The 24,384-nt window shown below is 59.3% G+C and carries 30 protein-coding genes and 1 tRNA gene; 12 read left to right on the top strand and 19 right to left on the bottom strand.

The window, feature by feature from the left end:
* The first annotated feature begins 163 nt into the window (after positions 1–163).
* A complete protein-coding gene (locus HGP31_RS07530; RefSeq protein ID WP_020797828.1) occupies positions 164–637 on the top strand; it encodes a cyclic nucleotide-binding domain-containing protein in 474 nt (157 codons plus the stop codon).
* Here HGP31_RS07530 and HGP31_RS07525 read toward each other — a convergent pair.
* Positions 634–924 (bottom strand): hypothetical protein, encoded by a 291-nt coding sequence (locus HGP31_RS07525; RefSeq protein WP_020797827.1) that lies wholly within the window; start codon positions 922–924, stop codon positions 634–636. The genes HGP31_RS07530 and HGP31_RS07525 overlap by 4 nt on opposite strands.
* Positions 925–1,018: 94 nt before the next feature.
* Here HGP31_RS07525 and HGP31_RS07520 point away from each other — a divergent pair, with 94 nt between their 5' ends.
* The 4 genes from HGP31_RS07520 to HGP31_RS07505 all read left to right on the top strand — a co-directional run bounded on the left by HGP31_RS07520 (position 1,019) and on the right by HGP31_RS07505 (position 3,230).
* Complete coding sequence (locus tag HGP31_RS07520) at positions 1,019–1,705, top strand: spermidine synthase (RefSeq protein WP_033044494.1); 687 nt, start codon at positions 1,019–1,021, stop codon at positions 1,703–1,705.
* A 48-nt stretch (positions 1,706–1,753) separates the two neighbouring features.
* Complete coding sequence (locus tag HGP31_RS07515; protein ID WP_007944009.1) at positions 1,754–2,125, top strand: YajD family HNH nuclease; 372 nt, start codon at positions 1,754–1,756, stop codon at positions 2,123–2,125.
* A 182-nt stretch (positions 2,126–2,307) separates the two neighbouring features.
* Positions 2,308–2,778, top strand: a complete 471-nt coding sequence (locus HGP31_RS07510) for an RNA methyltransferase (protein ID WP_007911337.1) — start codon at positions 2,308–2,310, stop codon at positions 2,776–2,778.
* A gap of 80 nt (positions 2,779–2,858) precedes the next feature.
* Complete coding sequence (locus tag HGP31_RS07505) at positions 2,859–3,230, top strand: YgaP family membrane protein (RefSeq protein WP_020797825.1); 372 nt, start codon at positions 2,859–2,861, stop codon at positions 3,228–3,230.
* An 86-nt stretch (positions 3,231–3,316) separates the two neighbouring features.
* On the opposite strand, the gene HGP31_RS07500 is transcribed toward HGP31_RS07505, so the two are convergent.
* Positions 3,317–4,549 (bottom strand): hypothetical protein, encoded by a 1,233-nt coding sequence (locus HGP31_RS07500; RefSeq protein WP_168757394.1) that lies wholly within the window; start codon positions 4,547–4,549, stop codon positions 3,317–3,319.
* A 20-nt stretch (positions 4,550–4,569) separates the two neighbouring features.
* Positions 4,570–5,019: a YcgN family cysteine cluster protein gene (locus tag HGP31_RS07495; RefSeq protein WP_020797823.1), complete on the bottom strand. Its 450-nt coding sequence runs from the start codon at positions 5,017–5,019 to the stop codon at positions 4,570–4,572.
* A gap of 164 nt (positions 5,020–5,183) precedes the next feature.
* Here HGP31_RS07495 and HGP31_RS07490 point away from each other — a divergent pair, with 164 nt between their 5' ends.
* Positions 5,184–5,777 (top strand): nitroreductase family protein, encoded by a 594-nt coding sequence (locus HGP31_RS07490; protein WP_168757393.1) that lies wholly within the window; start codon positions 5,184–5,186, stop codon positions 5,775–5,777.
* A gap of 123 nt (positions 5,778–5,900) precedes the next feature.
* Here HGP31_RS07490 and HGP31_RS07485 read toward each other — a convergent pair whose 3' ends face one another.
* The 6 genes from HGP31_RS07485 to HGP31_RS07460 all read right to left on the bottom strand — a co-directional run bounded on the left by HGP31_RS07485 (position 5,901) and on the right by HGP31_RS07460 (position 11,164).
* The gene (locus HGP31_RS07485; RefSeq protein ID WP_033041872.1) at positions 5,901–6,833 is read right to left on the bottom strand and encodes a D-2-hydroxyacid dehydrogenase; all 933 of its coding nucleotides are present in this window, start codon (positions 6,831–6,833) and stop codon (positions 5,901–5,903) included.
* 90 nt (positions 6,834–6,923) lie between these two features.
* The gene (locus tag HGP31_RS07480) at positions 6,924–7,217 is read right to left on the bottom strand and encodes a YcgL domain-containing protein (protein ID WP_033041871.1); all 294 of its coding nucleotides are present in this window, start codon (positions 7,215–7,217) and stop codon (positions 6,924–6,926) included.
* Entirely contained in the window at positions 7,214–8,347 is a 1,134-nt protein-coding gene (rnd, locus tag HGP31_RS07475) for a ribonuclease D (RefSeq protein ID WP_020797819.1), read from the bottom strand. The genes HGP31_RS07480 and rnd overlap by 4 nt, the downstream gene beginning before the upstream one ends.
* A gap of 123 nt (positions 8,348–8,470) precedes the next feature.
* Positions 8,471–9,133: a class I SAM-dependent methyltransferase gene (locus tag HGP31_RS07470; RefSeq protein WP_168757392.1), complete on the bottom strand. Its 663-nt coding sequence runs from the start codon at positions 9,131–9,133 to the stop codon at positions 8,471–8,473.
* Positions 9,134–9,198: 65 nt separating this feature from the next.
* Entirely contained in the window at positions 9,199–10,848 is a 1,650-nt protein-coding gene (locus HGP31_RS07465) for a phosphoethanolamine transferase (RefSeq protein ID WP_151140901.1), read from the bottom strand.
* Between the two features lie 88 nt (positions 10,849–10,936).
* Entirely contained in the window at positions 10,937–11,164 is a 228-nt protein-coding gene (locus tag HGP31_RS07460) for a hypothetical protein (protein WP_020797816.1), read from the bottom strand.
* Between the two features lie 12 nt (positions 11,165–11,176).
* Between HGP31_RS07460 and HGP31_RS07455 the strand changes: the two genes are divergently transcribed.
* Both HGP31_RS07455 and HGP31_RS07450 read left to right on the top strand, forming a co-directional pair.
* Positions 11,177–12,355: a cyanate transporter gene (locus HGP31_RS07455; protein WP_151140899.1), complete on the top strand. Its 1,179-nt coding sequence runs from the start codon at positions 11,177–11,179 to the stop codon at positions 12,353–12,355.
* Between the two features lie 93 nt (positions 12,356–12,448).
* Positions 12,449–13,375: a LysR family transcriptional regulator gene (locus HGP31_RS07450; RefSeq protein WP_033041867.1), complete on the top strand. Its 927-nt coding sequence runs from the start codon at positions 12,449–12,451 to the stop codon at positions 13,373–13,375.
* A gap of 43 nt (positions 13,376–13,418) precedes the next feature.
* Here HGP31_RS07450 and HGP31_RS07445 read toward each other — a convergent pair whose 3' ends face one another.
* From HGP31_RS07445 to HGP31_RS07435, 3 genes are all read right to left on the bottom strand, one after another.
* The gene (locus HGP31_RS07445; RefSeq protein ID WP_033041866.1) at positions 13,419–14,186 is read right to left on the bottom strand and encodes a class I SAM-dependent methyltransferase; all 768 of its coding nucleotides are present in this window, start codon (positions 14,184–14,186) and stop codon (positions 13,419–13,421) included.
* A gap of 62 nt (positions 14,187–14,248) precedes the next feature.
* Positions 14,249–14,614 (bottom strand): 5-carboxymethyl-2-hydroxymuconate Delta-isomerase, encoded by a 366-nt coding sequence (locus tag HGP31_RS07440; RefSeq protein ID WP_020797812.1) that lies wholly within the window; start codon positions 14,612–14,614, stop codon positions 14,249–14,251.
* A 56-nt stretch (positions 14,615–14,670) separates the two neighbouring features.
* Positions 14,671–15,597: a LysR family transcriptional regulator gene (locus HGP31_RS07435; protein WP_020797811.1), complete on the bottom strand. Its 927-nt coding sequence runs from the start codon at positions 15,595–15,597 to the stop codon at positions 14,671–14,673.
* Positions 15,598–15,837: 240 nt separating this feature from the next.
* Here HGP31_RS07435 and HGP31_RS07430 point away from each other — a divergent pair, with 240 nt between their 5' ends.
* Positions 15,838–16,044 (top strand): hypothetical protein, encoded by a 207-nt coding sequence (locus HGP31_RS07430; RefSeq protein WP_020797810.1) that lies wholly within the window; start codon positions 15,838–15,840, stop codon positions 16,042–16,044.
* A gap of 136 nt (positions 16,045–16,180) precedes the next feature.
* Here the strand turns inward: HGP31_RS07430 and HGP31_RS07425 are convergent.
* The 5 genes from HGP31_RS07425 to dapA form a co-directional block, all read right to left on the bottom strand.
* Positions 16,181–16,270 (bottom strand) — tRNA-Ser (locus HGP31_RS07425).
* An 83-nt stretch (positions 16,271–16,353) separates the two neighbouring features.
* A complete protein-coding gene (purC, locus tag HGP31_RS07420; RefSeq protein ID WP_020797809.1) occupies positions 16,354–17,067 on the bottom strand; it encodes a phosphoribosylaminoimidazolesuccinocarboxamide synthase in 714 nt (237 codons plus the stop codon).
* 28 nt (positions 17,068–17,095) lie between these two features.
* The gene (locus HGP31_RS07415; RefSeq protein WP_168757391.1) at positions 17,096–17,854 is read right to left on the bottom strand and encodes an MBL fold metallo-hydrolase; all 759 of its coding nucleotides are present in this window, start codon (positions 17,852–17,854) and stop codon (positions 17,096–17,098) included.
* A 4-nt stretch (positions 17,855–17,858) separates the two neighbouring features.
* Entirely contained in the window at positions 17,859–18,974 is a 1,116-nt protein-coding gene (gene bamC / locus HGP31_RS07410) for an outer membrane protein assembly factor BamC (protein WP_020797807.1), read from the bottom strand.
* A gap of 17 nt (positions 18,975–18,991) precedes the next feature.
* Positions 18,992–19,870 (bottom strand): 4-hydroxy-tetrahydrodipicolinate synthase, encoded by an 879-nt coding sequence (gene dapA / locus HGP31_RS07405; protein WP_020797806.1) that lies wholly within the window; start codon positions 19,868–19,870, stop codon positions 18,992–18,994.
* Positions 19,871–20,200: 330 nt separating this feature from the next.
* Here dapA and HGP31_RS07400 point away from each other — a divergent pair, with 330 nt between their 5' ends.
* Both HGP31_RS07400 and HGP31_RS07395 read left to right on the top strand, forming a co-directional pair.
* Positions 20,201–20,761, top strand: a complete 561-nt coding sequence (locus tag HGP31_RS07400) for a glycine cleavage system transcriptional repressor (protein WP_020797805.1) — start codon at positions 20,201–20,203, stop codon at positions 20,759–20,761.
* A gap of 9 nt (positions 20,762–20,770) precedes the next feature.
* Positions 20,771–21,244, top strand: a complete 474-nt coding sequence (locus tag HGP31_RS07395; protein ID WP_008055978.1) for a peroxiredoxin — start codon at positions 20,771–20,773, stop codon at positions 21,242–21,244.
* A gap of 125 nt (positions 21,245–21,369) precedes the next feature.
* On the opposite strand, the gene HGP31_RS07390 is transcribed toward HGP31_RS07395, so the two are convergent.
* Together HGP31_RS07390 and HGP31_RS07385 are read right to left on the bottom strand one after the other, a co-directional pair.
* Positions 21,370–22,440 carry an AI-2E family transporter gene (locus HGP31_RS07390; RefSeq protein WP_020797804.1) on the bottom strand — a complete coding sequence of 357 codons (1,071 nt, stop codon included), beginning with the start codon at positions 22,438–22,440 and terminating at the stop codon, positions 21,370–21,372.
* Positions 22,441–22,471: 31 nt separating this feature from the next.
* On the bottom strand, positions 22,472–22,711 hold the full coding sequence (locus HGP31_RS07385) for a sulfurtransferase TusA family protein (protein WP_020797803.1): 240 nt from the start codon (positions 22,709–22,711) through the stop codon (positions 22,472–22,474).
* 98 nt (positions 22,712–22,809) lie between these two features.
* Here HGP31_RS07385 and HGP31_RS07380 point away from each other — a divergent pair, with 98 nt between their 5' ends.
* Positions 22,810–24,243, top strand: coding sequence for a M48 family metalloprotease (locus HGP31_RS07380; RefSeq protein WP_020797802.1), 1,434 nt, complete (start codon positions 22,810–22,812; stop codon positions 24,241–24,243).
* Positions 24,244–24,384 lie beyond the last annotated feature (141 nt).

Raw genomic sequence — 24,384 nt, 5'->3', positions numbered from 1 at the left:
ATTGCAGGCGCCTCGGGCCGATACAATTCCGATCCCCCTGTAGGAGCTGCCGAAGGCTGCGATCTTTTGACTTTGTTTTTTTAAGATCAAAAGATCGCAGCCTGCGGCAGCTCCTACAGGAATTCGTGGTGACAGAACCAGACAACAATAAAGACCGCACGACATGTCAGAACCCACTTTACTGAACAACGAAATTCGCAACTGGCTGATGGACTGCGGCCTGTTCAACCAGCTGCTACCGGCGGAATTCGCCGCTGCCTCGGGCTATTTCAACCTCAGCACCATTGCCCAGGGAGAGGAAATTTTCCACGAGGGCGATGCCGGCAGCTTCATGTGCATCATCCATACCGGCCAGGTGGCCGTGCAGAAGACCGCCAGCGATGGCCAGCAGGTGACCATTGCGACGCTGCGCAGCGGCCGCTCGTTCGGTGAAATGGCCGTACTCGACGGCGAACGGCGCTCGGCCAGTTGCGTGGCCGCGAGTCACTGCCAGTTGCTCAACCTGGGCAAGGATTCGCTGGAAAAGATGCTCAATGACGCGCCGAAAGTCGCGGCAAAGATCATCCGCGCCCTCGCCGTCTCACTGTCCCGGCGCTTGCGCATGGTCGATGGACAGTTGCTCTCGCAGCAGGTTTAACCGCCGGGTGACTTGACCTTCGGTGGGTTCGGCTCGATCCCCGGCACCGGCTGGTCCTTGATCGGCGGGCTTGGCATCTCGATCGGCACCAACGGTGGGCCGCTACTGCCCGGCCCCACTTTTGGCAGCGGTGCCGGGCTGATCTGCGGGTACGGTGTGGGCGTTGCGGTGCCCGGCGAGCCAGGCATTGGCGCGGGACTGATCGGCGTCGTCTGTAGCTGCTGGCCCTGCACTGCAGTTATCGAGAGCGCGGCCAGGGCAATGGCCGTTAGAATAGTGCGCTTCATCAATGGCTCCGTTGGCCTTGTGGTCACTTGCAGGCTACTCCCAACTGCGTCCGTTTGCCTTCCCTGTGCCGCCATTTTTCCTCAAGTGAGCCCCATGAAACGTTTTGTTCTGCTCGATACCGCCCCTATTCCCGAGAACGGCGGAGCCCTGTGCCTGTTCGAGTACGGCGAAGATTTCGTCATCAAGATCCAGGGTGGCGACGGTGGACAATTGATGAATACGCGCATGCACGGCTCCGAGGATGCCCTGGCCGAAATCCCCTGCCGCAAGGTCGCGGGAAGACCCGACTCACGGGTATTGATCGGGGGCCTGGGCATGGGTTTCACCCTCGCCTCGGCGCTCAAGCACCTGGGCAAGTCCGCTGAAGTGGTGGTCGCCGAACTGGTGCCAGGCGTGGTGGAGTGGAACCGCGGACCGCTGGGCGAAAAAGCCGGAAACCCGCTGCAAGACCCGCGCACGGTGATCCGCCTGGAAGACGTGGCCAAGGTCCTGCAAGCAGAGCCGCAGGGTTTTGACGCAATCATGCTCGACGTCGACAACGGCCCCGAAGGCCTGACCCAGAGGGCCAACAGCTGGCTTTACTCCGCCGGGGGCCTGAGCGCCTGCGCCAAGGCCCTGCGACCCAAGGGCGTGCTGGCGGTCTGGTCGGCCAGCGCAGACCGACAGTTTTCCGACAAACTGAAGAAAGCCGGTTTCAAGGCCGAGGAAGTACAGGTCTTCGCCCACGGCAACAAGGGCACCCGCCACACCATCTGGATTGCCGAGAAGCTCAAGGGCTGAGCTAAACTGCGTTTATACCGTCATTAGTCATTCAACAAAGGTGAACCCATGAGTTCGTCCACCCCGACCAACACCTCGAAGCTGGACCGCATCCTCGCCGACAACCAGCGCGACAAGGAAATGGGCTACCGCGACAAGGCCCTGAAGATGTACCCGCACGTGTGCGGCCGCTGCGCCCGTGAATTCTCCGGCAAGCGCCTGAGCGAACTGACCGTGCACCATCGCGACCACAACCACGACAACAACCCCCAGGACGGTTCGAACTGGGAACTGTTGTGCCTGTACTGCCACGACAACGAACACTCGCGTTATACCGACCAGCAGTATTTCGGCGAGGGCTCGCTGAGCACGCCAAAAATCGCCAAGGCAACGCATAACCCGTTTGCAGCGTTGGCAGGGTTGATGAAGAAAGAAGACTGAAGATCTTCAGCGCCCGAGCCGGCCCCTTCGCGAGCAGGCTCGCTCCCACACTGGATCTCCGATGCAGCGAAAAAACCCTGTGGGAGCGAGCCTGCTCGCGAAGGCGATTGCTCAATCTCCAAACTGCCCGCTGCCGCCCAATCCCCGTATAATCGCGCTTTTTTCCCAAAGGCACCCCGCTCGTGGCAGACAAACGGTACAGCTGCATTGGTTTGTATAACCCCAAGTCACCGGAGAACGTCGGTTCGGTGATGCGCGCCGCAGGCTGTTATGGCGTGGCGTCGGTGTTCTACACCGGCAAGCGCTATGAGCGCGCCGCCGACTTCGTCACCGACACCAAGCGCGTTCATTACGATATCCCGCTGATCGGCATCGACGACCTGAAGAAAATCCTGCCCCTCAACTGCGTACCCGTTGCCGTGGAACTTGTCGAAGGCGCCCGCCCATTGCCGGAGTACACCCATCCGGACCGCGCGTTGTATATCTTCGGCCCGGAAGACGGCTCGCTGGACAAAGAGATCCGTGACTGGTGCGAAGACGTGGTCTATATCCCGACCACCGGCTGCATGAACCTCGCCGCCACGGTCAACGTCGTGCTCTACGACCGCATGGCCAAGGGCCTCAACACCCGTTCGGGGCCGAAATTCCGCTGAATCGCCGTACATCCGATGGAACAAGTGGCCAGTCGAGGCAGTCAGCTTATCTATCCACTACTCAAGCCTGGAGTCAGATCATGAGCGAACTCAAACGCGTAGAGCGCATCGAATCCACCCCGTTCCAGACCTCTTCCGAGCAGAATGTCCAGGGCTGGGAACGCATCGGCTCACTGGCTGGCGGTGTAGTGATGGTCGGCAAGGGCTTGCGTCGTGGCGGCCTGCTTGGCCTGATCCAGGTGGCCATCGGCGGTGTGGCCCTGGCCCGTGGCATCACCGGTCACAGCTCGGCCAAAAGCCTGCTGGAAAAAAGCCGTCAGGACATGAATAACGTGCGGGCGAAGATCGAGCGTGCGGGGGAAGAGTTGAGGACGCTGAAGGCCAATGCCGAAGCGGCGACCAAAACCGCCACCGTGACCGGCAATGATTCTTTGAAGTCGCCGAAACCTTAAAGCAAAAGATCGCAGCCTGCGGCAGCTCCTACAGGGTGTACGCCCCCCCAATGTAGGAGCTGCCGCAGGCTGCGATCTTTTGATCTTTATTGAAGCAACCCTGTATCAAGGACTTTGGAAGACTCTCCAATCACGCTCTCACTAAGCTGCACGAATTCCTTGGTATCCACGCTCCCCAGACTCATCGCCCCGCGCATCACATCATCGAGCGAGCGCTTGTTGCGGGTTTTCAGGCGAATCTCGCGGTCCAGTTCCTGCAGCAACAGCACCGCTTTGGCCAACTGCGCAGCGTTGATCTGCTCGCCGCGCAGACTGGTGACTTTCTGGCTGTCCTTGACCAGCTTCCTGTGCAGCCCCTCATACCGCTCATCACTCATACCGCCGGCCCGGCGCACCAGTTCGATGGCGTAGTATTCGGCAAACCCCTCGCTGATCCAATCGCTGCGCTGCTGATCGTTGATCCGTCCGAACACTTGGGCCAACTCGCGCACCAACGCACTTGTACCGTTTTCACTGACCAGCGGCAGGCGGGCGTTCAGGTAAATTGACTCATGCGCCGAAAGACTGCCACGCCACATCGGGTCATTGGCGCCGACAATCAACAACTTGGTCGGGTGACGAGGAAACACGGCTTGCACCTGTGGCCAGACAAACGTCAGCAGCGTCAGCACGTCCATGCGCCGCATGCCCTGGCCTCGCGGTGAGGTGACGGTGACTTCGGTTTCGCCCAATCGGGTACGCCGGCTACCGAGGTGACCCGCCAGCATCCAGCCCGTGGGCCGGTCGAACAACCGGGAAACATTATCGATGCGAAACTTGTTCTTGCCGATGCGCGGCCAGGCGGTCTCGACGCTTTGCCAGCCATTGGGCAGCTCGAATTCCAGGCGTGACACCAACTCGATACCGTCCTGCTGATCGATTTTGGCGGGTGGCACCAGATCGTCACCGCGCATCAGCGCCCAGGCCGGGGTGATGCGCGTGTCGAAGCTGCCACTCTTGCGGCCATGGCTGATACGAACTCGGTAAGTCAGGCTGGCCTTGTCCCCGGCAGGGAGCCATACACCACGGGTGAGTTTGCCCGGTGTCTGCTGCCATTGGCCATCAGCCTTGAAATCACTGTAGTGGCTGCCGTCGCCGAGGTTGAAATCCAGGCTGCGTACCGCCGAGCCCTGGGCCAGGGTAAGGCGCACTTCAGCCTGGTCGCTTTGCGGCAACAGGCGCACGTGGTAATCCAGATCGACCTTCTTCGTCGCCGCCCACGCGGGAGCGCTCAGAGACAATAACCCAACGGCCAGCGCCCGCTGCCATCCCACAGCCATACACACTCCTTTGTAAAACCTTAACCTGCGCGGAAGATCAGATGGTCTTCCCAATCCTCTTCGGCCACGCTGCCTTCGGCAAGCATGCGCCCGGACTGGGAAATACGTTCGTGGTGCACCGCGTCGCGATCACCGCACACCAGGTGATGCCACAACGGCAGATCCTTGCCCTCGCTGACCAGGCGATAGCCGCAGGTCGGTGGCAGCCATTTGAACTCGTCGGCCTTGCCCGGTGTGAGCTGGATGCAGTCTGGCACCGAGGCGCGACGGTTGGGGTAATCGCTGCACTGGCAGGTTTTCAAGTCCAGCAGTTTGCAGGCGATACGCGTGTAATAGACGCTGTTGTCGTCTTCATCTTCGAGCTTTTGCAGGCAGCACAGGCCACAGCCATCGCACAGCGATTCCCATTCCTGCTGATCGAGTTGATCGAGGGTTTTGCGTATCCAGAACGGTTCTACTTTGGCGGCCATGGTTCGAGCATCGACATCAGGTGGTGAAAAGGCCGCCAGTCTAGTGCCCGCAGCCCCGCGGGCCAAGCATTGGCGACTGTCGGTACAACACGCTTGTCAGTTATTGCGCCGCCAAGTAGGGTTTTGCGTCGCTCCCACTTTCAAACGTAGCAAGGAATCTCTTGATGAGTGCAAATCCACGCATTGCCGATTACGCCATCCATCCGCAGTTTACCGATCGCTGGTCGCCCCGGGCCTTCACGGGCGAAACCATTCCTGAGGAAACCCTGCTGAGCTTCTTTGAAGCGGCACGCTGGGCACCGTCGGCGTACAACTCGCAGCCTTGGCGGTTTCTTTATGCGCGTCGCGATACGCCGAACTGGGAGCGTTACCTGGGCCTGCTGAACGAATTCAACCGCAGCTGGGCGCAACACGCCTCGGCTTTGGTGATCGTGATCTCGAAAACCACCTTCACCGCGCCTGGCGCCACCGAAGAAACCCCGGCGCTGTGGCACACGTTCGACACCGGTTCCGCCTGGGGCCACCTGGCGCTGCAAGCCAGCATCAGTGGCTGGCATACCCACGGCATGGCGGGTTTCGACCAAGAATTGACCCGCAAGGAGCTGAACATTCCTGAAGGCTACGCCCTGCATGCCGCCGTGGCAGTCGGGAAGCTGGGGGATAAAGCGACACTGGCGGAGTACCTGCAAACACGCGAAGAGCCAAGCCCGCGGCGGCCGTTGAACGAACTCGCTGCTGAAGGCGACTTCACCCTCTAAGCCGATCGTTCCCACGCTCTGCGTGGGAATGCAGCCCGGCACGCTCCGCGTCCCAACGGCGTGACGCAGAGCGTCACAAGAGGCATTCCCACGCAGAGCGTGGGAACGATCAGGGTCGGCAGCTCAGTACCCGCGATTGAAATCCACTTCCCCGCGCAACGCCTCACCCGCCTGATACGCCCGCAGGTTTTCGACGAACAGATTCACCATCAGCGACGGCGAAGTCGGTGCCGAGCTATGGCCCGTCAGTAGCAGGCCGAAGGCCGTCCAGAACGGATGGCGTTGCGGCAGCGGCTCCTGGCGACAGACGTCAATCACGGCGCCCACCAGGTGCCCTTCTTTCAAGGCCTCCACCAGATCCGCATCCACCACCGCTACACCGCGCCCGACATTGATGAACAAACCACTTGGCTTGAACTGCTTGAACAGCGCTGCATCGTATATATCGTGGGTGTTCGGGGTATTTGGCAGCAGATTGACCACATAATCCACTTCACCGACCAACCGAGGCAGGTCCGCCAGCGAACCGACTTCGATAAAGGGTGCCTGCTCACGGGCTTCGCTGGCGATGCCATACAGCTGTACACCAAAGGGTACGAGAAATTGCGCCACGGTCTGCCCGATATCACCAGTACCGACGATCAACACCTTGCGCCCCGCCAGGCTCTGGCCGTGACGGCTGTCCCATTTGCGCTCGACCTGGCTGACCAACCGTGCCAGCACTTCACGTTCGTGGCCGAGCATGTAGGTGAGCACGTATTCGGCCATGACCTGACCGAAAATTCCCACCGCGCGAGTCAGGCGATAGTGCCGAGGCAAGCCATCGGCCAGCAGCGGCGTGATCCCGGCCCAGGTCGATTGCAACCATTGAGGCTGATGCCCCTGGCGCAACAGGGTCGCCAGCAAGTCGGGTTGGCCGAGCCAGACCGGGCAATCGGCAGCCAGACGCGCCAATTCAGCGGAATCGCCGCTAGTCAGTACTTCCACCTCGGGCACCGCCTCTTGCAACAATCGGGCGTAGACCGGGTGATCGTGTTCAGCAATCAGGACGCGCATGCTTCAAACCTTTCGAAAAACAGTGCATACGGCCGCCGACAGAGTCCTGCTCCGTCCATGCGGCCCTTGCCAAAATCATTCCAGTGTCGATCACATGGGGTCGTTGCGTCGCAGCAATTCTTCCGGCAAGTGCTCGATGTATTCGTCTTCCGCTGGCGGCATTTGCAGGTGATAGCCCTGCTTTTCGAGGTTTTCCAGCACGACGGTGATGTCCTCGCGCGACAGTTTGCGCTCGGGGCTCAATACCAGGTCAAACGCGTGGATAGCTTTGCCGAAGGCAGCCATCAAGGGCTCTGGCACACGCTCCAGAGCATCGCTCTTGAGCACATAGAGGTACATCTCGTTTCTTTTCGAACTGCGGTAGATGGAGCAAATACGTTTCAAGGCTGTTCTCCGGGGGTGGCCAGGCTGTCGAGCAGCGCCTGGCCCATCAACTCGCGGCGCCAGCCACGCAGCGAATCAGGCAATTGATAGGGACCATTGGGGAAGCCACTCTTGAGCAAGGCTTCCAGGGTTTTCTTGCGCAACATCAGCTCAGGCGCGATGTTCAAGCGTTCGGCTTCGGCCTGGCCGATGGCTTTGAGTCGCTTGAGCAGCGCGGCGGCGTCCACCGGCAACGGCTCAGGCACGGCGGGTGGCCATTGCTCGGGCGACACACTGGCAGAGCGCTTTATCAGATCAAGCAAAAATTCGCCGTCCTGACGCACGGTACGCGGGTGCATGTCTTCGATTTTCGCCAATGCGCCGAGGTTGTCCGGTTGCGTGCGCGCCAGCGGCCACAGCGAATGCTCGCGGATGATGCGGTTGCGCGGCAGGTCACGGGCACGCGCCTCCTGCTCGCGCCAGGCGCAGAGCTCACGCAACACAGCGAGCTGCGCGCGGGACAACTTCCAGGCCAGCTTGGCGTCGCGATAGACCTCGAACGGATCGATTTCGCGACGCAGGTTAGCCACCAGCTCCGCACCGTCCTCCAGGACCCAGGCGTATTTGTCATCGGAGAGTTGCGGGCGCAATTTCACGAAAACTTCCGCCAGGTGCACGGCATCTTCGGCGGCGTAGCTGATCTGGGTCTCGGAAAGCGGGCGTTGCAGCCAGTCGGAACGGGTTTCGCCCTTGGGCAGGTCGATCCCCAATACTTCCTGTACCAGCCGCGAATAACCCATGGAAAAACCCAGGTTCAGGTAAGCGGCGGCCAGCTGCGTATCGAACAGCGGTGCCGGCAGGCTGCCGGTCAGGCGCAGCAGGACTTCGAGGTCTTCGCTACACGCATGGACAACCTTGACCACCGCTGGATTTTCCAGCAAGGCGGCCAGGGGCTGCCAGTTATCGATGGTCAACGGATCGATCAGGTAGGCACGTTCGCCATCGCCGACCTGCAGCAGGCCTGCGATCGGGTAGAAGGTGTCGACCCGCATGAATTCGGTGTCGAGGGCAACGAACGGCAGCTGCTGCCACTCGGTGCAAAACCGACCGAGGCTATCGTTGTCGCGAATCCAGTGAATATCGATGGCCACACGGCTCTCCCTTGAAGAATGGCGCGCAGTATATATCGCCCCCGACGATTTCCGCGCATCCACTGAACAAGAGCTTTAGCGAAAATGCCTGCCTGACTGCAAGAATAGCCTGACAAACCTGGCCTAACCGACCTTACCCAGCACGTAAACCCGCCTCGTTGCGAGGCCGGGCAGAAAATCCTGATGGCTGAGCACGCGCAAACCTGCCAGCTTGAATTGCGTCTCAAGCTCGGTCTTACTGACCAGTGACCCTGCTGCGACCCCCTGCCCGTCGGTGTGCCATCCCTTGAAACGGCCAGCCACACGCGCCGCCACAATCACCGTATCGCGGCTGACCCGGTAAAATTCGCCCAACATCGCCAAACGGAGTTCGGGGCAGGCAATGTGCTGAAACAGCTGCATGCAAAAAATGCTGTCAACGGCATTTTCCGACAAGCCAATGTTGAAGGCGGAGCTTTGAAAAGTCCGGACTCGCTTCATCAGGCTCTGCGGATGGTGGGTACGGGCATGCTCGAGAATAGCCTGGGACTGATCCGTCGCGAGAATCACCCGGTTCGCATGCTCACCCAGCACTGGCCAGAAGCGCCCGACACCGCAAGCCACATCAAGAATCAGGCCCGGTTCGCCGGCGACCTTGAGCGCCCGGCGCACCATTTGCTCGTCACGCCAGAACGCCAGGCGCTCGCCCAGGCCTTGCGCTCGCGGCTGCAGGCAGACGCGGGCGTGCTCCTGGTCATAATGCCGGGCGAACTCGAGCTCGATGGCGGAAGGTGACTGAGCAGGCATTTGCAGGGGTCTCGAGCGTAGATGTGCCGGCCACAGGCCGTCGTATGAAATAGAGAACGCAGCACTCAATCTTTGGCCAGTACGCCATCGATCGCCGCCCTGCGGCACCCGGAAAACATATCCAGGTCCTGGTTATAAACCTTGCTGTTGACCTCCAGCAGCCCCAGCATCGAATGGAACAGGTTGTCCTGGCTCAAGGGCTTTTCACGGCTCATTTGCAGGCAATGGGTGTCCACCGAGAACGACTTCTGATAGCTGTCGGAGAACCAGGCCAGCATCGCCACATGTTTCTGTTGTTCCGGTGCCAGCATGTAAGGCGTGCCATGGAGGAACAAGTTGTATTCGCCCAGGGATTCGCCGTGGTCCGACAGATACAGCATCGCGGTATCAACTTTGTCCTGGTTGCTGCGCAACAGATCGATCAGGGTCGACAGCACATGGTCGGTGTACACCAGCGTATTGTCATAACCATTGATGATGCTTTCGCGACTGCAGTTGTTCAGTGCATTACTTTGACAGACCGGGGTAAAGTGCTCGAATTCCTTCGGATAGCGTTTGTAATACTCCGGACCGTGACTGCCCATCTGGTGCAATACCAGTACTGTGTCTTTGTTCAGGGTATCGATGAAATGTTGCAAACCCTGCAGCAGGATTTCATCGCGGCATTCACTGTTGGCGCACAGCACCGGGTCCTTCAAATTGCTGACGTCGTCGAGGGTGACGCGATCGCAGGTGCCTTTGCAGCCAGACTGGTTGTCACGCCAGATCACATCGAGGCCCGCATGCTTGAGTACATCCAGCAGGCCTTCTTCGTTCTTGGCCTTGCTCGCGTTGTAACCCTTGCGCCCCATATTGGAGAACATGCAAGGCACCGACACCGCCGTTTCAGTACCGCAGGACTTCACGTCGGTAAACGCGATCAGCCCGGCTTCCTTATCCAGTTTCGGCGTGGTGTCGCGGTTATAGCCAAGGATGCCGAAGTTCTCGGCGCGGGCACTCTCACCGACCACCAGAACCGTCAGGGACTTGCGATCATGGTTTTGCAGGGCAGGGTTGCGTTGCGCGTCTTCACCGATCTTGACGAAGGGCTGGCGCGCTGATGCGACCTGCTCGCGCAAGTAACCGGAAAAGGCACCAATGTAGTTGCTGGGTACCACCATCAGGCGAAGCTCATGGTGATTGCGAAACAGTGAAGAAAGCCCCTGATAGTTAATCAGCGCGACACCACCAATGACCGCCGCCGAGGCAAAAGTCACGAGTATCTTGCTCAATAACTCGCGATGCCAGCGGCGATAACTAACCGGCGTCTTCCACAACAACCAGGAGGGCAACACACCGAGAAAAACGATATACGCAAGCAATTTGAATGATAGTAAGTCGCGGACTTCCGTTGCATTGGTTTGAGCGAAGTTGCGCAACATGCCGATGTCGATCAAGACGCCGTATTGGCCCATGAAATATGCGACGCCCGCACTGATCATGAACAGCAGGGTCAGCACGGGCTTGAGCACCGGCCGGAACGCCAGCAGGGTCAGGATAATGTTGAAAGCCGCAAGGATCATCGCACCGAACGCCACACGCATGACGATGCCTTTACCGTCCGCGATGGTGATTTCGAAAAGGTGCTGCCACAATACAAAATTGAAGGCAGTCAATAAAAAGGCGCTGGCAATCAGTGTCACCCACTCCGGGCGCACGGCTTTAATCTTCAACATGGTGATCGACTGTTCCTGAAAAGAAGTGCCTTCGATAAATGTGAAAATTTCATTTATCGCGACAACACTAACTTTAGGCATCCGACTATCAATTTTTCGTGAAAAAGAAGCCAACGATTGGTTGCCAACCTAATGCACGATGAAACTTTCTACTTATTTGAGAATCGTTCAGGTCTTGTTCAGCAAGCTCGAACTTCTGAGCATCTGAAGGCTGCAAGTCATGCTGATGACCGCCGTATTTAATTTCCCGATAATGCGCAAGACTTTCTGATTTGCCGCCTGCCAACCATTCGCGCCTAATCGGCTCCTGATTCATCAAGGTCCGATTATGGAAAACATTCGCGAAACCTCCCGCCCCGCCCTGTGGATAATGTTCAGCATCATTTTGGTCGCCCTCAACCTGCGCCCCTCCATGGCCGCCGTCGGACCTTTACTGTCGGCGATTCGCGGCGATATCCCGCTGAGTTTCAGTCTCGCGTCGCTGCTGACCCTGCTGCCGGTCATGACCATGGGGCTGGCGATGTTCTTTGGACTGGCAGTCAGCCAACGCCTCGGTGAGCACCGCACGGTCGTACTGTCGCTGGTGGTCATCGGCCTGGCCACGGCTGCGCGATTGTTCCTCGATACTGCGTTGGAACTGATCCTCAGCGCCGTGCTCGCCGGCATCGGCATCGCCCTGATCCAGGCACTGATGCCGACGCTGATCAAATCCCGATTCAGCGACAACGTGGCCCTGTGCATGGGGCTCTACGTCACGTCGATCATGGGCGGTGCCGCCATTGCGGCCGCCTTCGCCCCGCTGGTGATGGTCCGTACAGGCAGTTGGCGCATCGGCCTGGCGATCTGGGCGGTGCTGGCCGTGATCGCACTGCTGTTCTGGTGCAGCCATCGAGCGGGGGCGCCGATGCCGGCTTCCACGAGCAACCGCTCGTTCTTCAGCCATCCACGCGCCTGGTTGCTCGCGGCTTTTTTCGGGCTGGGCACCGCGTCCTACACCTGCGTACTGGCTTGGCTGGCACCGTATTACGTAGAAAAAGGCTGGAGTGAAGAAAACGCCGGGTTGCTGTTGGGCTTCCTGACCGCCATGGAGGTGTTGTCCGGCCTGCTGACTCCGGCCATCGCCAACCGTAGCCGTGATCGACGCCTGGTGCTGGTGGTGCTGTTGGCGCTGATCATGGCTGGCTTTTGCGGGTTGATCCTGAGCCCCGAACATCTCGGCCTTCTGTGGCCATGCCTGCTGGGGCTGGGAATAGGCGGACTGTTCCCGATGAGCCTGATCGTCTCGCTGGATCATCTGGACGATCCCCGGCGCGCGGGTGGGCTCACGGCGTTCGTGCAAGGCATCGGCTATCTGATCGCCGGCCTCTCGCCGCTGGTTGCCGGGATGATCCGCGATCAGTTCGGCACTTTCGAATGGGCCTGGTGGTCACTCACCGGGGCCATGGCACTGATGATCATGATGGCGTTGCGCTTCGATCCACGGCATTACGCCAGGCACATGCACTGACTCGCAGCGCGCCTCGCATGCCTGCGAAAGATTCTCCTGCTGCCCTCATTGCTTTAGGATCGTTCGCTCAAGTTTGCGCATGAGCCGGAAAGGATGCTGAACAGTAACGTGCTACGAAAGCTCGACATGCAGGATTTGATGGTATTCGTCGCCGTGTATGAGCAAAACAGCGTCTCCGGCGTTTCCGAGGCGCTGTGCGTCAGCCAGTCCACCGTGAGTTACTGCCTGAAAAAACTGCGCGCCGGGTTTGAAGACGAATTGTTCATCAATACCCGCACCGGGATGCGCCCCACCTATAAGGCCGACAGCATGTACCCCCACGTGCTGAAGATCCTCGACAGCATCAACCTGTGCCATGCCAGTGCGTCAGCGTTCGATCCGTCCATGCAGCCGACGGTTTTCAATCTCTGTGCACCGGAATACTTCGAGCAACTGGTTCTACCCCACCTGTTGAAACGCTTCGCGCGCTTCGAGCATGCAGTGACGGTCAATGTCCACAGGCTCGAAACCGACATCCCGGCCCAGGCACTGCGCGATGGTAGCCTCGATCTGGCAATCGGTTTCGGCCCGGACTTCCATCGAAGGCACGCTGACTTCAATGTGCACACGTTGCTGCAAGATGACTTCGTCTGCGTCTTCGACCGTCGTGCGGCCCCGTCGCAACCACGCCTGGGCCTGCAAACCTTCATCGAGCGCCGGCATGTGTTTCCGACACCCTGGACATCCACCAGCAACATGGTTGACGGCTGGTTGGCCCAGCAAGCCCTGCAACGCCAGATAGTCGCGCGAGCCAACAGCTACGGCGCGGCCCTGAAGATGATCAGCGGCACCGACTTCCTCCTCACCCTGCCCCGACGCATCCAGCAATTGCTGGCCGATGAGAGCGCCTTCGAACGCTGTGAAGCGCCCGATGGCTTGCCCGGATTCACCCTCGACATGCAGTGGCGCCAAGGCACCGATCAGGACAGCGCCAACACCTGGTTACGTGAGCAAGTGATCGCGGCCTGTGCGCAAGCGTAAAAGCACCGGCGCGCCCAGCAACGCTCAAACTGGAGCGTTCTCTCTATAAACGGCGACACAGATAAGCTTGGGTTTGATACGGAAACTCAATAGTTTCATGCCCGCAAAGGGACGGGTGAGTCTGGATCAGCTTCTGCAACTGTGCGGATACTTTCGCCTTTTCGGCAGGTGGAAGAGCGGCGATAAAACTCACCGACAGAATTCGGTCCATGATGACTTCGTTGACGCCACCTGAATGTGTGTACGGGAAACAGGTAAGTTCGGGTTCAGAAAAGTAACGCCCCGTGAATGGCAACTTCCAGTCACCGGTATGAAAGCGTGGAGTATCGCCTTCGTACGGCGTAATGATCTCGGTAATGGCTGCAACCCAGTCCACCGACTCATCACGCACGTTCCAGATCAAGCCCAGCCGACCGTTTGGCTTAAGCACTCGGTGTATCTCGGCAAGGGCCGTTTCATCTGCAAACCAGTGGAAGGCTTGGGCGCATACCAGTGCTTGCGCTGCTCCGGAGTTGAGCGGAATAGATTCGGCTGTTCCTTCCAGGATCGTGATGTGCGGTAGATTCCTGGCAAACTCGGATCGCATCGCTTCTATGGGCTCGACCGCTACGACATCGATGTCCATTGATCCCAACAACTGGGTGAATTTACCGGTGCCGGCGCCTAAATCAACAACCGTCGATCCCGGATGAATCTCAAGTGCCTCTCTAAGCCAGCTAACCAGCTCACCTGGATAGCTCGGGCGCCCCCTGGCATAGGTTCCAGCTTGCGATGAGTAGCCCAGCTGAGCAACTTTCCGAATACCGGCCATGAGTCGTGATCCGCTTTTGGTTTAGAGACACCTGGTCAACCTGACCAATGACGCGATACGGCTCAGTGACCAACAGATGTCTTCGAATATGATTCCCGATCGATATCGAGAATCTCCACGCACAGCTGCACCTCTACCCCTGCCGGCCATTCACACAGATCCCTGACCACTGCCAGCAGACTTTCAGACAGCTGCTTCTTGATCTGCTCCGAGCGACCGCTCAGTATCGCGAGCTTCACATGCACGAACGCCCGCTCGGCCAATGCCGTGCCGACCCTGAACGTCTCGAGCTTCACCGCGCGACTCTTGATGTCGAATTCGGCACCGAACTGCCCGGACCCCACCAGCGTATTGTTCAGGCGCATCAACGCAACATCGGCGTTCAGCTCAGGCAGGTTGGCGGTGTATTCAAGGTGCAGGTGAGGCATGACATCACTCCTATGGGTTGGGGCAAATTCTTACATATAGCACAGCGCCACCTTGTTCACTGGGGCAGCGACAACAGATTGCGCTCGCCCATGAAGGCTTCAAGTCGTGAGCGCAACCAGCGCTCGGCAGGGTCGCTGTCGACGTGGCTGAGCCAGACCATGGACAACTCCAGGGTCGGCGTCTTGAACGGAAACGGCTCCTTGAACAACTGACCGGACGCCGCCATGGCCTCTGCCGTGTAATCCGGCAGGCTGGCCAGCAGATCGGTACCGGCGAGCAAGGCCGGCAATGAACTGTATTGCGGCACCGAGAGCACCACCTGGCGCGAGCGACCGATCGCAGATAACCACTCGTCAGCGAAGCCACTGACGTTGGCAATATGGGACACCAGCACATGAGGGCGCGAACAGTATTCATCGACCGTCAGCGGTGTATCGCTGGCATCGGCTCGTAACACGCTGGGCTGGATATGCCGCAACAATTTGCGCTTGGCGTTGGCTGGAAGACCGCGGGTCTGGCTGACGCCGACCGTTATGTCACCAGACGCCAGCAAGTCGGGAATACGCCAGTAATCGACATTTTGCACCACGAACACCACCTTCGGCGCTTCCTGGCGCAATGCCCGCAGCAACGGCGGCAACAGGCCGTACTCGACATCGTCGGACATCCCGATGCGAAAAGTCATGGTGCTGCTGCTCGGGTCGAAATCATGGGTCAGGCTCAACGCCACCGACAACGAATCCAGCGCCGGCGACAAATGCCGAAAGATCTCCTCAGCCCGCGCCGTGGGCTCCATGCGATGGCCGACACGTATGAACAACGGATCGTTGAACATGGTACGCAAGCGGTTGAGCGCCGAACTGATGGTCGGCTGACCGAGGAACAACTTCTTCGCCACCTTGGTAACGTTGCGTTCCAGCATCAGCGCTTCAAACACCACCATCAGGTTGATGTCAGCCTTGCGTAGCTCGTTGCGATTCATCCATTGACCCCGCTCAAAAACAATCGACAGTTTAGGGAGGTGTAACAAGCGGTGTCTACGCGACTGAACGAATGCCTCAAGCGATTTGCGTTTAATGCCAACAGGCTCACGCGCCGGGTCCTACAGCCCCTTCCTGATTTCATCGCGCCTCTGGCGGGACAGCTACATCCCCCTAAGCTCAGGAGGCTTCGGGCAAAAACGGTCCGGACGACAACCTTCAAACACAAAAGGAGCATTTCAATGGCTAGAGACAAAGCGAAAGACGACAGGTACTTCAACTGCACCGAAACGCATGAAGCCGATTACGTCGTCGGTCTTTATCCTCACGCCAAGGACGAAGTGAGAAATTTCCTGGCATCGGCCTGCAAAGAAAAATCCCTGCACAATTCCACACACAAGGACGTATATGACCTGATCAAAAAAGAACTGGGCCATTCGCAACCGTAAGGCGGGCCGGTTAGAACGAAGCTGCTCTGCTGAGCAGCTTCCTGATAGGAAGGCAGGCTGTGAACCCAATTCAGGACGAGACAACAAAAACAAAAAAGCCCCGCAGCTTTTCAGCTACGGGGCTTTTTCTAAGTAATGGCGGAGAGATAGGGATTCGAACCCTAGGTACCGGTGAAGGTACAACGGATTTCGAATCCGTCCCATTCGGCCACTCTGGCATCTCTCCAACGGCGCGCATCATAACAACACTTTTGCCGAAAGCAAACCCTCTTTCGTAATTTTTTCTGTGCTATCAGATGCTTGCGTCGATTAAAGCGGTACGCCCAGACGGTTGGCGACTTCTTCGTAGGCTTCGATGACGTCACCGAGGCCCTGGCGGAAGCGGTCCTTGTCCATCTTCTTCATGGTGGCCTTATCCCACAGGCGGCAGCCGTCCGGGCTGAATTCGTCGCCCAGGACGATGGAGCCGTCGTGGAACACGCCGAATTCCAGTTTAAAGTCGACCAACAGCAGGCCGGCGTCGTCAAACAGTTTGGTCAGCACTTCGTTGACCTTGAGCGACAGCTCCTTCATGCGCGCCAGTTGCTCGGCAGTGCCCCAACCGAACGCCACGACGTGGGATTCGTTGATGAACGGGTCGCCCTTGGCGTCGTCCTTCAGGAACAGTTCGAAGGTGTAAGGGTTGAGCTTCATGCCCTCTTCAACACCCAGGCGCTTGACCAGGCTGCCGGCGGCGTAGTTACGCACGACGCACTCAACCGGGATCATGTCGAGTTTCTTCACCAGGCATTCGTTGTCGCCCAGCAGCTTGTCGAATTGAGTCGGCACGCCGGCGGCTTCGAGTTTCTGCATGATGAAGGCATTGAACTTGTTGTTCACCATGCCTTTGCGGTCGAGCTGTTCGATGCGCTTGCCGTCGAACGCCGAAGTGTCGTTGCGAAACAGCAGGATCAAGCGGTTAGCGTCGTCGGTCTTGTAAACCGATTTGGCTTTGCCGCGGTACAGTTCTTCACGTTTTTCCATGATGGGCTCCGCTTGCTAAGTAGGTGGGCTAGGCGATGTGTCGCCAGTCGAGCCCTGAATCTTGATCGGCCAGTTGCAGCCAGTCCGGGTCGCACCCGAGGGTGTCGACAAAACATTGCCGGGCCAGCCGCGGCAGGTTGTTCTTGCTGCTCAGATGGGCCAGGACCAGGTGTTGCAGGTCTTTCCAGCCCAACTCGGACACCAGGAATGCCGCCTGATGGTTGTTCAAATGTCCCAGCTCACCGCCCACCCGCTGCTTGAGAAAGTACGGATAATGACCGCGAGCCAGCATGTCCCGGCAATGGTTGGCCTCGATCATCAATGCATCGAGGTCGCGATAGCCGTATAGCACCTTGTCGCAATACGAGCCCAGGTCGGTCAGCAGGCCGAAGCGCCGCTCACCGTCACTGAAAACGTATTGTGTCGGCTCCTGCGCATCGTGGGCCACGGCAATGACCTCGATGCTCAAGTCGCCGATCTGCAGTTGTTCGCCCCCGGCCAGCAAGCCCGCGGGCTCGACCGGCTTGCGCATCCCGCGCAGGGTCCCGCGACTGAGGTAGACAGGCAGATTGTAACGCCGAGACAGCAAACCCACGCCATGCACGTGGTCGGCATGTTCGTGGGTCACGAGTATCGCGCTTAGCTGCGCAGGATCTACACCCAGGCGCAGCAAGCGTTTTTCGGTTTCCCGCAGGGAGAAACCACAATCCACCAGCACATGCGTATCAGCGCTGGCTATCAGCGTGCCATTCCCTTGGCTACCGCTGCCGAGAACGGCAAAACGCATGTGATCAGCCCAGGTTGTCCTGAATGACGCTCAACACTTTGCGCGCCACGTCAGCCGGCGCCACGGTATTGATGTTTTTCTCGACGGTGACCTGGACGCTGTCGCCCACCTTGCTCAGGCGAACCTGGTAGCGCTCGGCACGGGACTCGACTTCTTCCTTGCTCGGCGCACTGCCGAACAGGCCGCTGAAGAACCCGGGCTTGTCGTCCTTCTTCTCGGCTTTTTCAGCGAGGTTGATGTAGTACAGGCCCAGGCTGCGGTTGATGTCTTCAACGCGCCACTCGCCCTGCTCCAGCGCACGACCGACGCTCGACCAGGCACGATCCAGGTCGGTACCGACGTTCAGCACCGGGTTGCCGCTGCCGTCTTCGCTGAGGCTGACGCGACTTGGCGCGTCGGAATCGCGAGAGGCCAGCATGGAGACCGAACCACCCTTCTCGGAAATGCGGCTCATGCTTGCCAGCATGTCGTCGACCAGTGCCGCGTCAAGGCCGGTGTTGACCGAACGGTTGGTGAAGGCGACATCGGCAGTGCTGCCGGCAGGACGCTCGGCGCTGACCACGTAGATTTCACTGGTATTGCGCTGTACGCCCGGCTCGATGCGCACCCGCACGCGGGTTTCGCTGTCGGTGCCGACACCGGCCGCGCTCAGGCGCTTGGCCATGGCAGCCGACAGTTCGTCGGAACGCTGCCAGGTCGTGGTGAATTCACCGGTTTGCGGGCGCTGTTCGTCCAGGCGGAAACCGTTGTCCTGGAAGAACTGTACGGCCACGGGCCAGGCTTCCGCCGGCGGGTTCTGCGCCAGGATCGAGCGCGAATCGCCGCTCTTTTGCAGGGAGTAGGCACTGGCGTCGGCCGCGGCCGACAACGGCTGCGGACGAGGCACGATGTATTCGCCCTTGGCGGTGTCATCGGCGACGTTGCGCGGAATCGGCAGCAGCGGATCCAGACGCTTGGCGGTGGTGACATCCGGCGGCAATTGCATGGGTGCAGTCTGTTGCGCTTCCAGGTAATCGCTACCACGGTCACGGAAATAACCTTCCGGGCCCCAGACCCATCCACAGCCACTGGTGCTGGAGATGATCAGGGCAAGTGCGGAAAGTCCGGCCATTCGCTTCATGCGTTGTACTTCCTCAATTAAACCAGGACGCCGGACTGGCGCATGGCCTGCCGCAGCGGTTCGTGACATTCAGCGCTGAGCCAGGTGAGCGGCAGACGGATTCCGTCCGGCATCAGGCCCATCTCATGCAGCGCCCATTTCACGGGAATTGGATTGGACTCGATAAACAGGGTTTTATTGAGTGGCATCAGCTTTTGGTGAATGGCGCGCGCCTTCTCGGCTTCGCCGTTCAGCGCGGCGATGCACATGTCGGCCATGTCACGCGGGGCGACGTTGGCCGTCACCGAAATGTTGCCCTTGCCGCCCAGCAGGATCAGCTCGACCGCGGTGGCATCGTCACCGGAGAGCACCAGGAAGTTGCTGTCGACGCCATCGATGATGGCCTTGGCGCGCTGCAGGTCGCCGGTGGCTTCCTTGATACCGATGATGTTCTTGACGCTCGACAGGCGAATCACGGTCTCGGCCAGCATGTCGCAGGCGGTGCGGCCTGGCACGTTATAGAGGATCTGCGGGATGTCGACGGCTTCGGCGATCGCCTTGAAGTGCTGGTACAGGCCTTCCTGGGTCGGCTTGTTGTAGTAAGGCGTGACCAGCAGGCAGGCATCGGCGCCCGCGGTCTTTGCATTGGTGGTCAACTCGATCGCCTCGCGGGTCGAGTTGGCGCCGGTGCCGGCGATGACCGGAATGCGACCGTTGACCTGCTTGACTACGCGACGGATCACTTCGATGTGTTCGCTCACATCAAGGGTGGCCGATTCACCTGTGGTGCCGACCGCCACGATGGCGTGGGTGCCGTTTTGCAGGTGAAAGTCCACCAGTTTGCTCAAGCTGTCCCAGTCGAGACGACCTTGTGCATCCATGGGTGTGACCAGTGCCACCATACTGCCCGCAATCATGCAACCGCTCCTGCCGGAAAAAGAGAGCCGTAATGGTACTGGCGCCAAGATGCTTGCACAAGCGAAGTACTGCGCTGCCGCCATTCCCCTTGGCGCTGCTTTTCGCTACCCTTCAGACTTTGATCGATACTGCTAAGCTCGTATTTCGGGTTCGCGCCTCCATTTTCGACATCTCAAGCCCCCGATCCAGCGTTGCCACCCCCGCTCCTGCCACTCTGGAGCCACGTTGTGACCTTGTGCCCGGGGCTTTGATGATTCGCATGCGCAGGCTCGCTCCCGGCAAAACCAGCCGATAGAAGTACCGACCGCTCATCGCTTTAGGAATGCTGCATGTCCACCCCCACAGTTCGCGAACAATTCCTTGTCATCAGTGCCCTCGGCGCCAACCCCATGGAGCTGACTAACGTCCTGTGCCGCGCCAGCCATGAAAATCGCTGCGCCGTGGTCACCTCCCGCCTGACGCGTCATGGCGAGTGCAGTGCGCTGGTCCTCGAAATCTCCGGCACCTGGGACGCCCTGGCTCGCCTGGAGGGCAGCCTGCCGACCTTGGCAAAACGGCACGCCTTTACCGTCAACGTGGTGCGCAGCGCTGCCCTGGAGAACCGTCCCCAGGCCCTGCCCTACGTGGCGTATGTCAGCTCTGCCTACCGCTCGGACATCATCAACGAGCTGTGCCAGTTCTTCATGGACCACAACGTCGAACTGGAAAACCTGACCTGTGACACCTACCAGGCACCCCAGACCGGCGGCACCATGCTCAATGCCACGTTTACCGTGACCTTGCCGGCCGGCGTGCAAATCAGCTGGTTGCGCGACCAGTTCCTGGACTTTGCCGACGCGCTGAACCTCGATGCCCTGATCGAACCGTGGCGCCCACAGAACCCAATGTAAGGAAACATCATGGCCGTTGCACTCGACCAACCGGTTGCCGATTTCGAAGCACCCGCCACCAGCGGGCAAACCGTGCGTCTCGCAGATCTAAAAGGCAAGCAGGTAGTGATCTACTTCTACCCCAAGGACAGCACGCCGGGCTGCACCACCCAAGGCCAGGGCTTTCGCGACCAACTGGACGCCTTCAAGGCCGCCAACACCGAGGTGTTCGGCGTGTCCCGCGATAGCCTCAAGTCCCACGAGAACTTCAAGGCCAAGCAGGCATTCACTTTCGAACTGATCAGCGACAAGGAAGAAGCGCTGTGCCAGCTGTTTGATGTGATCAAGCTGAAAAAGCTTTATGGCAAGGAATACATGGGCGTGGATCGCAGCACGTTCCTGATCGACAAAGATGGTGTGTTGCGCCAGGAATGGCGTGGCGTGAAGGTACCGGGGCATGTGGATGCGGTTCTCGCGGCGGCCCAGGCATTGAACAAGGCCTGATTTCTTCGATGCCTGTCTTGACGCTTTCGCGAGCAGGCTCGCTCCCACAGTTAAGCGGATCAACTGTGGGACCGAGCCTGCTCGGGAAGAGGCCATCAGCCCCACGAAATGATCGGGGATGATCGTTAAAGCAGCGGCGCCACAATCGGCTCCTTGCGCGGCCACGCATCCAATACGGCCTTGAACAGCGTCGCCAGGGGAATCGCGAAGAACACGCCCCAGAACCCCCACAGCCCGCCAAACAACAACACCGCGCAGATGATCGCCACTGGATGCAGGTTTACCGCTTCCGAGAACAACAGTGGCACCAGCACGTTGCCGTCCAGCGTCTGGATAATCCCGTAGACCGCCATCAAATAGATGAACTGATCGCTCCAACCCCACTGGAACAGCGCAATCAGGAACACCGGCACGGTCACCACCACCGCCCCGACGTAGGGCACGACCACCGAGATGCCCACCAACAAGGCCAGCAGGGCCGCGTAGTTGAGTTCGAGGACGACAAAGGCGATGTAGGTCACCCCGCCGCAAATGAAAATCTCGATGACCTTGCCACGAATGTAGTTGGCGATCTGCCGGTTCATCTCGCGGCCGACGCGGGTGATCAGCGCGCGCTCACGGGGCAGGTAGCCGCGCACCCACTGGCCGATCATTTGCCGGTCCTTGAGAAAGAAGAACACCAGGATCGGCACCAGCACCAGGTAGATCATGATGTTGACCAGCAACGGCAGGCTCGACAGCGAAAACGTCAGCGCCCATTGGCCAAACTTGCCGATCTCGCCCCGCGCCGCTTCAATGGCCCGTAGCACCTGCTCATCGGACACCAGATGCGGATAGCGCTCAGGTAGTAGCAGCAACAGGGTTTGCCACTTGGCGAGCATGCCGGGCAATTCGTTGAACAACGTGATCAGTTGATGCCAGAGCAACGGCACCACGACCACGAGGAACACCAGCAGCAATCCCATGAACAGGGCGAAGACCAGCCCCACCGCGACCCCGCCCGGCACGCGCACTCGTTCCAGGCTCACCACCAGGCCCTGCATCAGGTAAGCCAGCACCATCCCCGCCAGCACTGGCGCCAGCATGCCGCCCAGGGTCAGCACGGCGGTAAATGCCAGGAACAACAGGACTGCCAGAACCACGGCTTCTTCGTCTGAGAAATAGCGCTGAATCCAGTCGCGCAACACTTTGAACATCAATAATCCTTAAGATCGAACGCAGCAGGTTTCAGGCTTTTTTCAACCAGTAACGGTAAATGCCCGCTTCATCTTCTTCACGAAGCAGCGTATGACCTGCCAATCGGGCAAAGGTGCGGAAATCACGCTGCGAGCCTGCATCGGTGGCAATGACCTTGAGCACCGCGCCACTGGCCATCCGGTTGAGCTCCATCTTGGCCTTGAGCAACGGCAGCGGGCAATTGAGGCCACTGGCGTCGAGTTCAACGTCATGGGCTACAGCGTCGATCATTGCATCACTCCGGTTCAGGTGGTTGAGCTGCCTAGAATATCTGGTCGCAAGGCTGGTGTCCGGCTACAGTAAGCTCTTTGTCGACTAAGGCCTTGTGCATGACTTTTTTGCGCCCCACCCTGCTGACGCTCGCTTGCCTGCTCGCCTCACCGGGCTTCGCCGACGACCTGCCGTCACTCGGTGACGCCAGTTCTGCCATCGTCTCGCCGCAACAGGAGTATCAGTTGGGCCGCGCCTGGCTTGCCCTGTTGCGCAGCCAGGTAGCACAGCTCAACGACCCGCAGCTCAAGGATTACGTTGAATCCAGCGTCTACCGCCTGGTGGAGACCAGCCAGGTCAATGACCGGCGCCTGGAGTTCATCCTGATCAACAGCCCACAGCTCAACGCGTTCGCGGCCCCAGGCGGGATCGTCGGGGTCAACGGCGGCCTGTTCCTCAATGCGCAGACCGAAGGCGAATATGCCTCGGTACTGGCTCACGAATTGGCTCACTTGTCGCAGCGCCACTTTGCCCGCGGTGTCGAGGCCCAGCAGCGCATGCAGGTACCGATGATGGCCGCGTTGCTGGCCGGCATCGTGATTGCCGCGGCCGGCGCCGGCGATGCCGGTATTGCGGCGATTGCAGGCACGCAGGCGGCGGCCATCCAGGAACAGCGGCGATTCTCTCGCCAGAACGAACAGGAAGCCGACCGCATCGGCATCCTCAACCTGGAAAAGGCCGGCTACGACCCCCGCTCCATGCCAACCATGTTCGAACGCCTGGGGCGCCAATACCGCTTCGACGCCAAGCCACCGGAATTTTTGCTGACTCACCCGGTGACCGAATCGCGAATCGCCGACACCCGTAACCGTGCCGAGCAGGCCCCCCAGGGCGGCATCGAAGACACCCTGCGTTATCAGTTGATTCGTACGCGGGTTCAGTTGATCTACGAAGAAACCCCAGGCCTGGGCGCCAAGCGTTTCCGCGCCCTGCTGGAGGAAAATCCGAAAAACGATGCGGCGCGCTACGGTCTTGCGATTGCGCAGATCAAAGGCGGTCAACTGAACGAAGCACGGGAAAACCTCAAACCGCTGCTGGCCAAGGCGCCGAACGAGATTATCTACAACCTCGCCCAGGTCGATTTGGACATCACCAACAATCGCCTGCCGGATGCACAGTCCAGGGTTGACCGGATGCTGACGCAATACCCCGGCAATTATCCACTGAACCAGGTACGCGTTGACCTGCTGCTGAAACAGAACCGCGCCGCCGATGCCGAGAAAGCACTCGAAGGCCTGCTCAAGTCGCGCCCGGACGATCCGGACGTGTGGTATCAGGTTGCCGAAACCCGCGGACTGTCAGGCAACATCATCGGCCTGCACCAGGCGCGAGCCGAGTATTTCGCGCTGGTGGGCGACTATCGCCAGGCCATCCAGCAACTCGATTTTGCCAAGCGCAAGGCCGGCAACAATTTCCCGCTGGCCTCGCGAATCGATGCCCGCCAGCGAGAGCTGATGGAGCAGGAACGCATGATCAAGGACATGATGGGCTGACGCTTCAACAAAACCCGGATAACACACAACCTGTAGGAGCTGCCGCAGGCTGCGATCTTTTGATTTTAATAAAGCAAGATCAAGAGATCGCAGCCTGCGGCAGCTCCTACAGGGAATGGCGTGAGACAGGTGAAAGCCCCC

It is taken from the genome of Pseudomonas umsongensis, from assembly GCF_012647205.1.
GTDB lineage: Bacteria > Pseudomonadota > Gammaproteobacteria > Pseudomonadales > Pseudomonadaceae > Aquipseudomonas > Aquipseudomonas umsongensis.
This window is presented reverse-complemented; position numbering and strand designations above follow the sequence as displayed.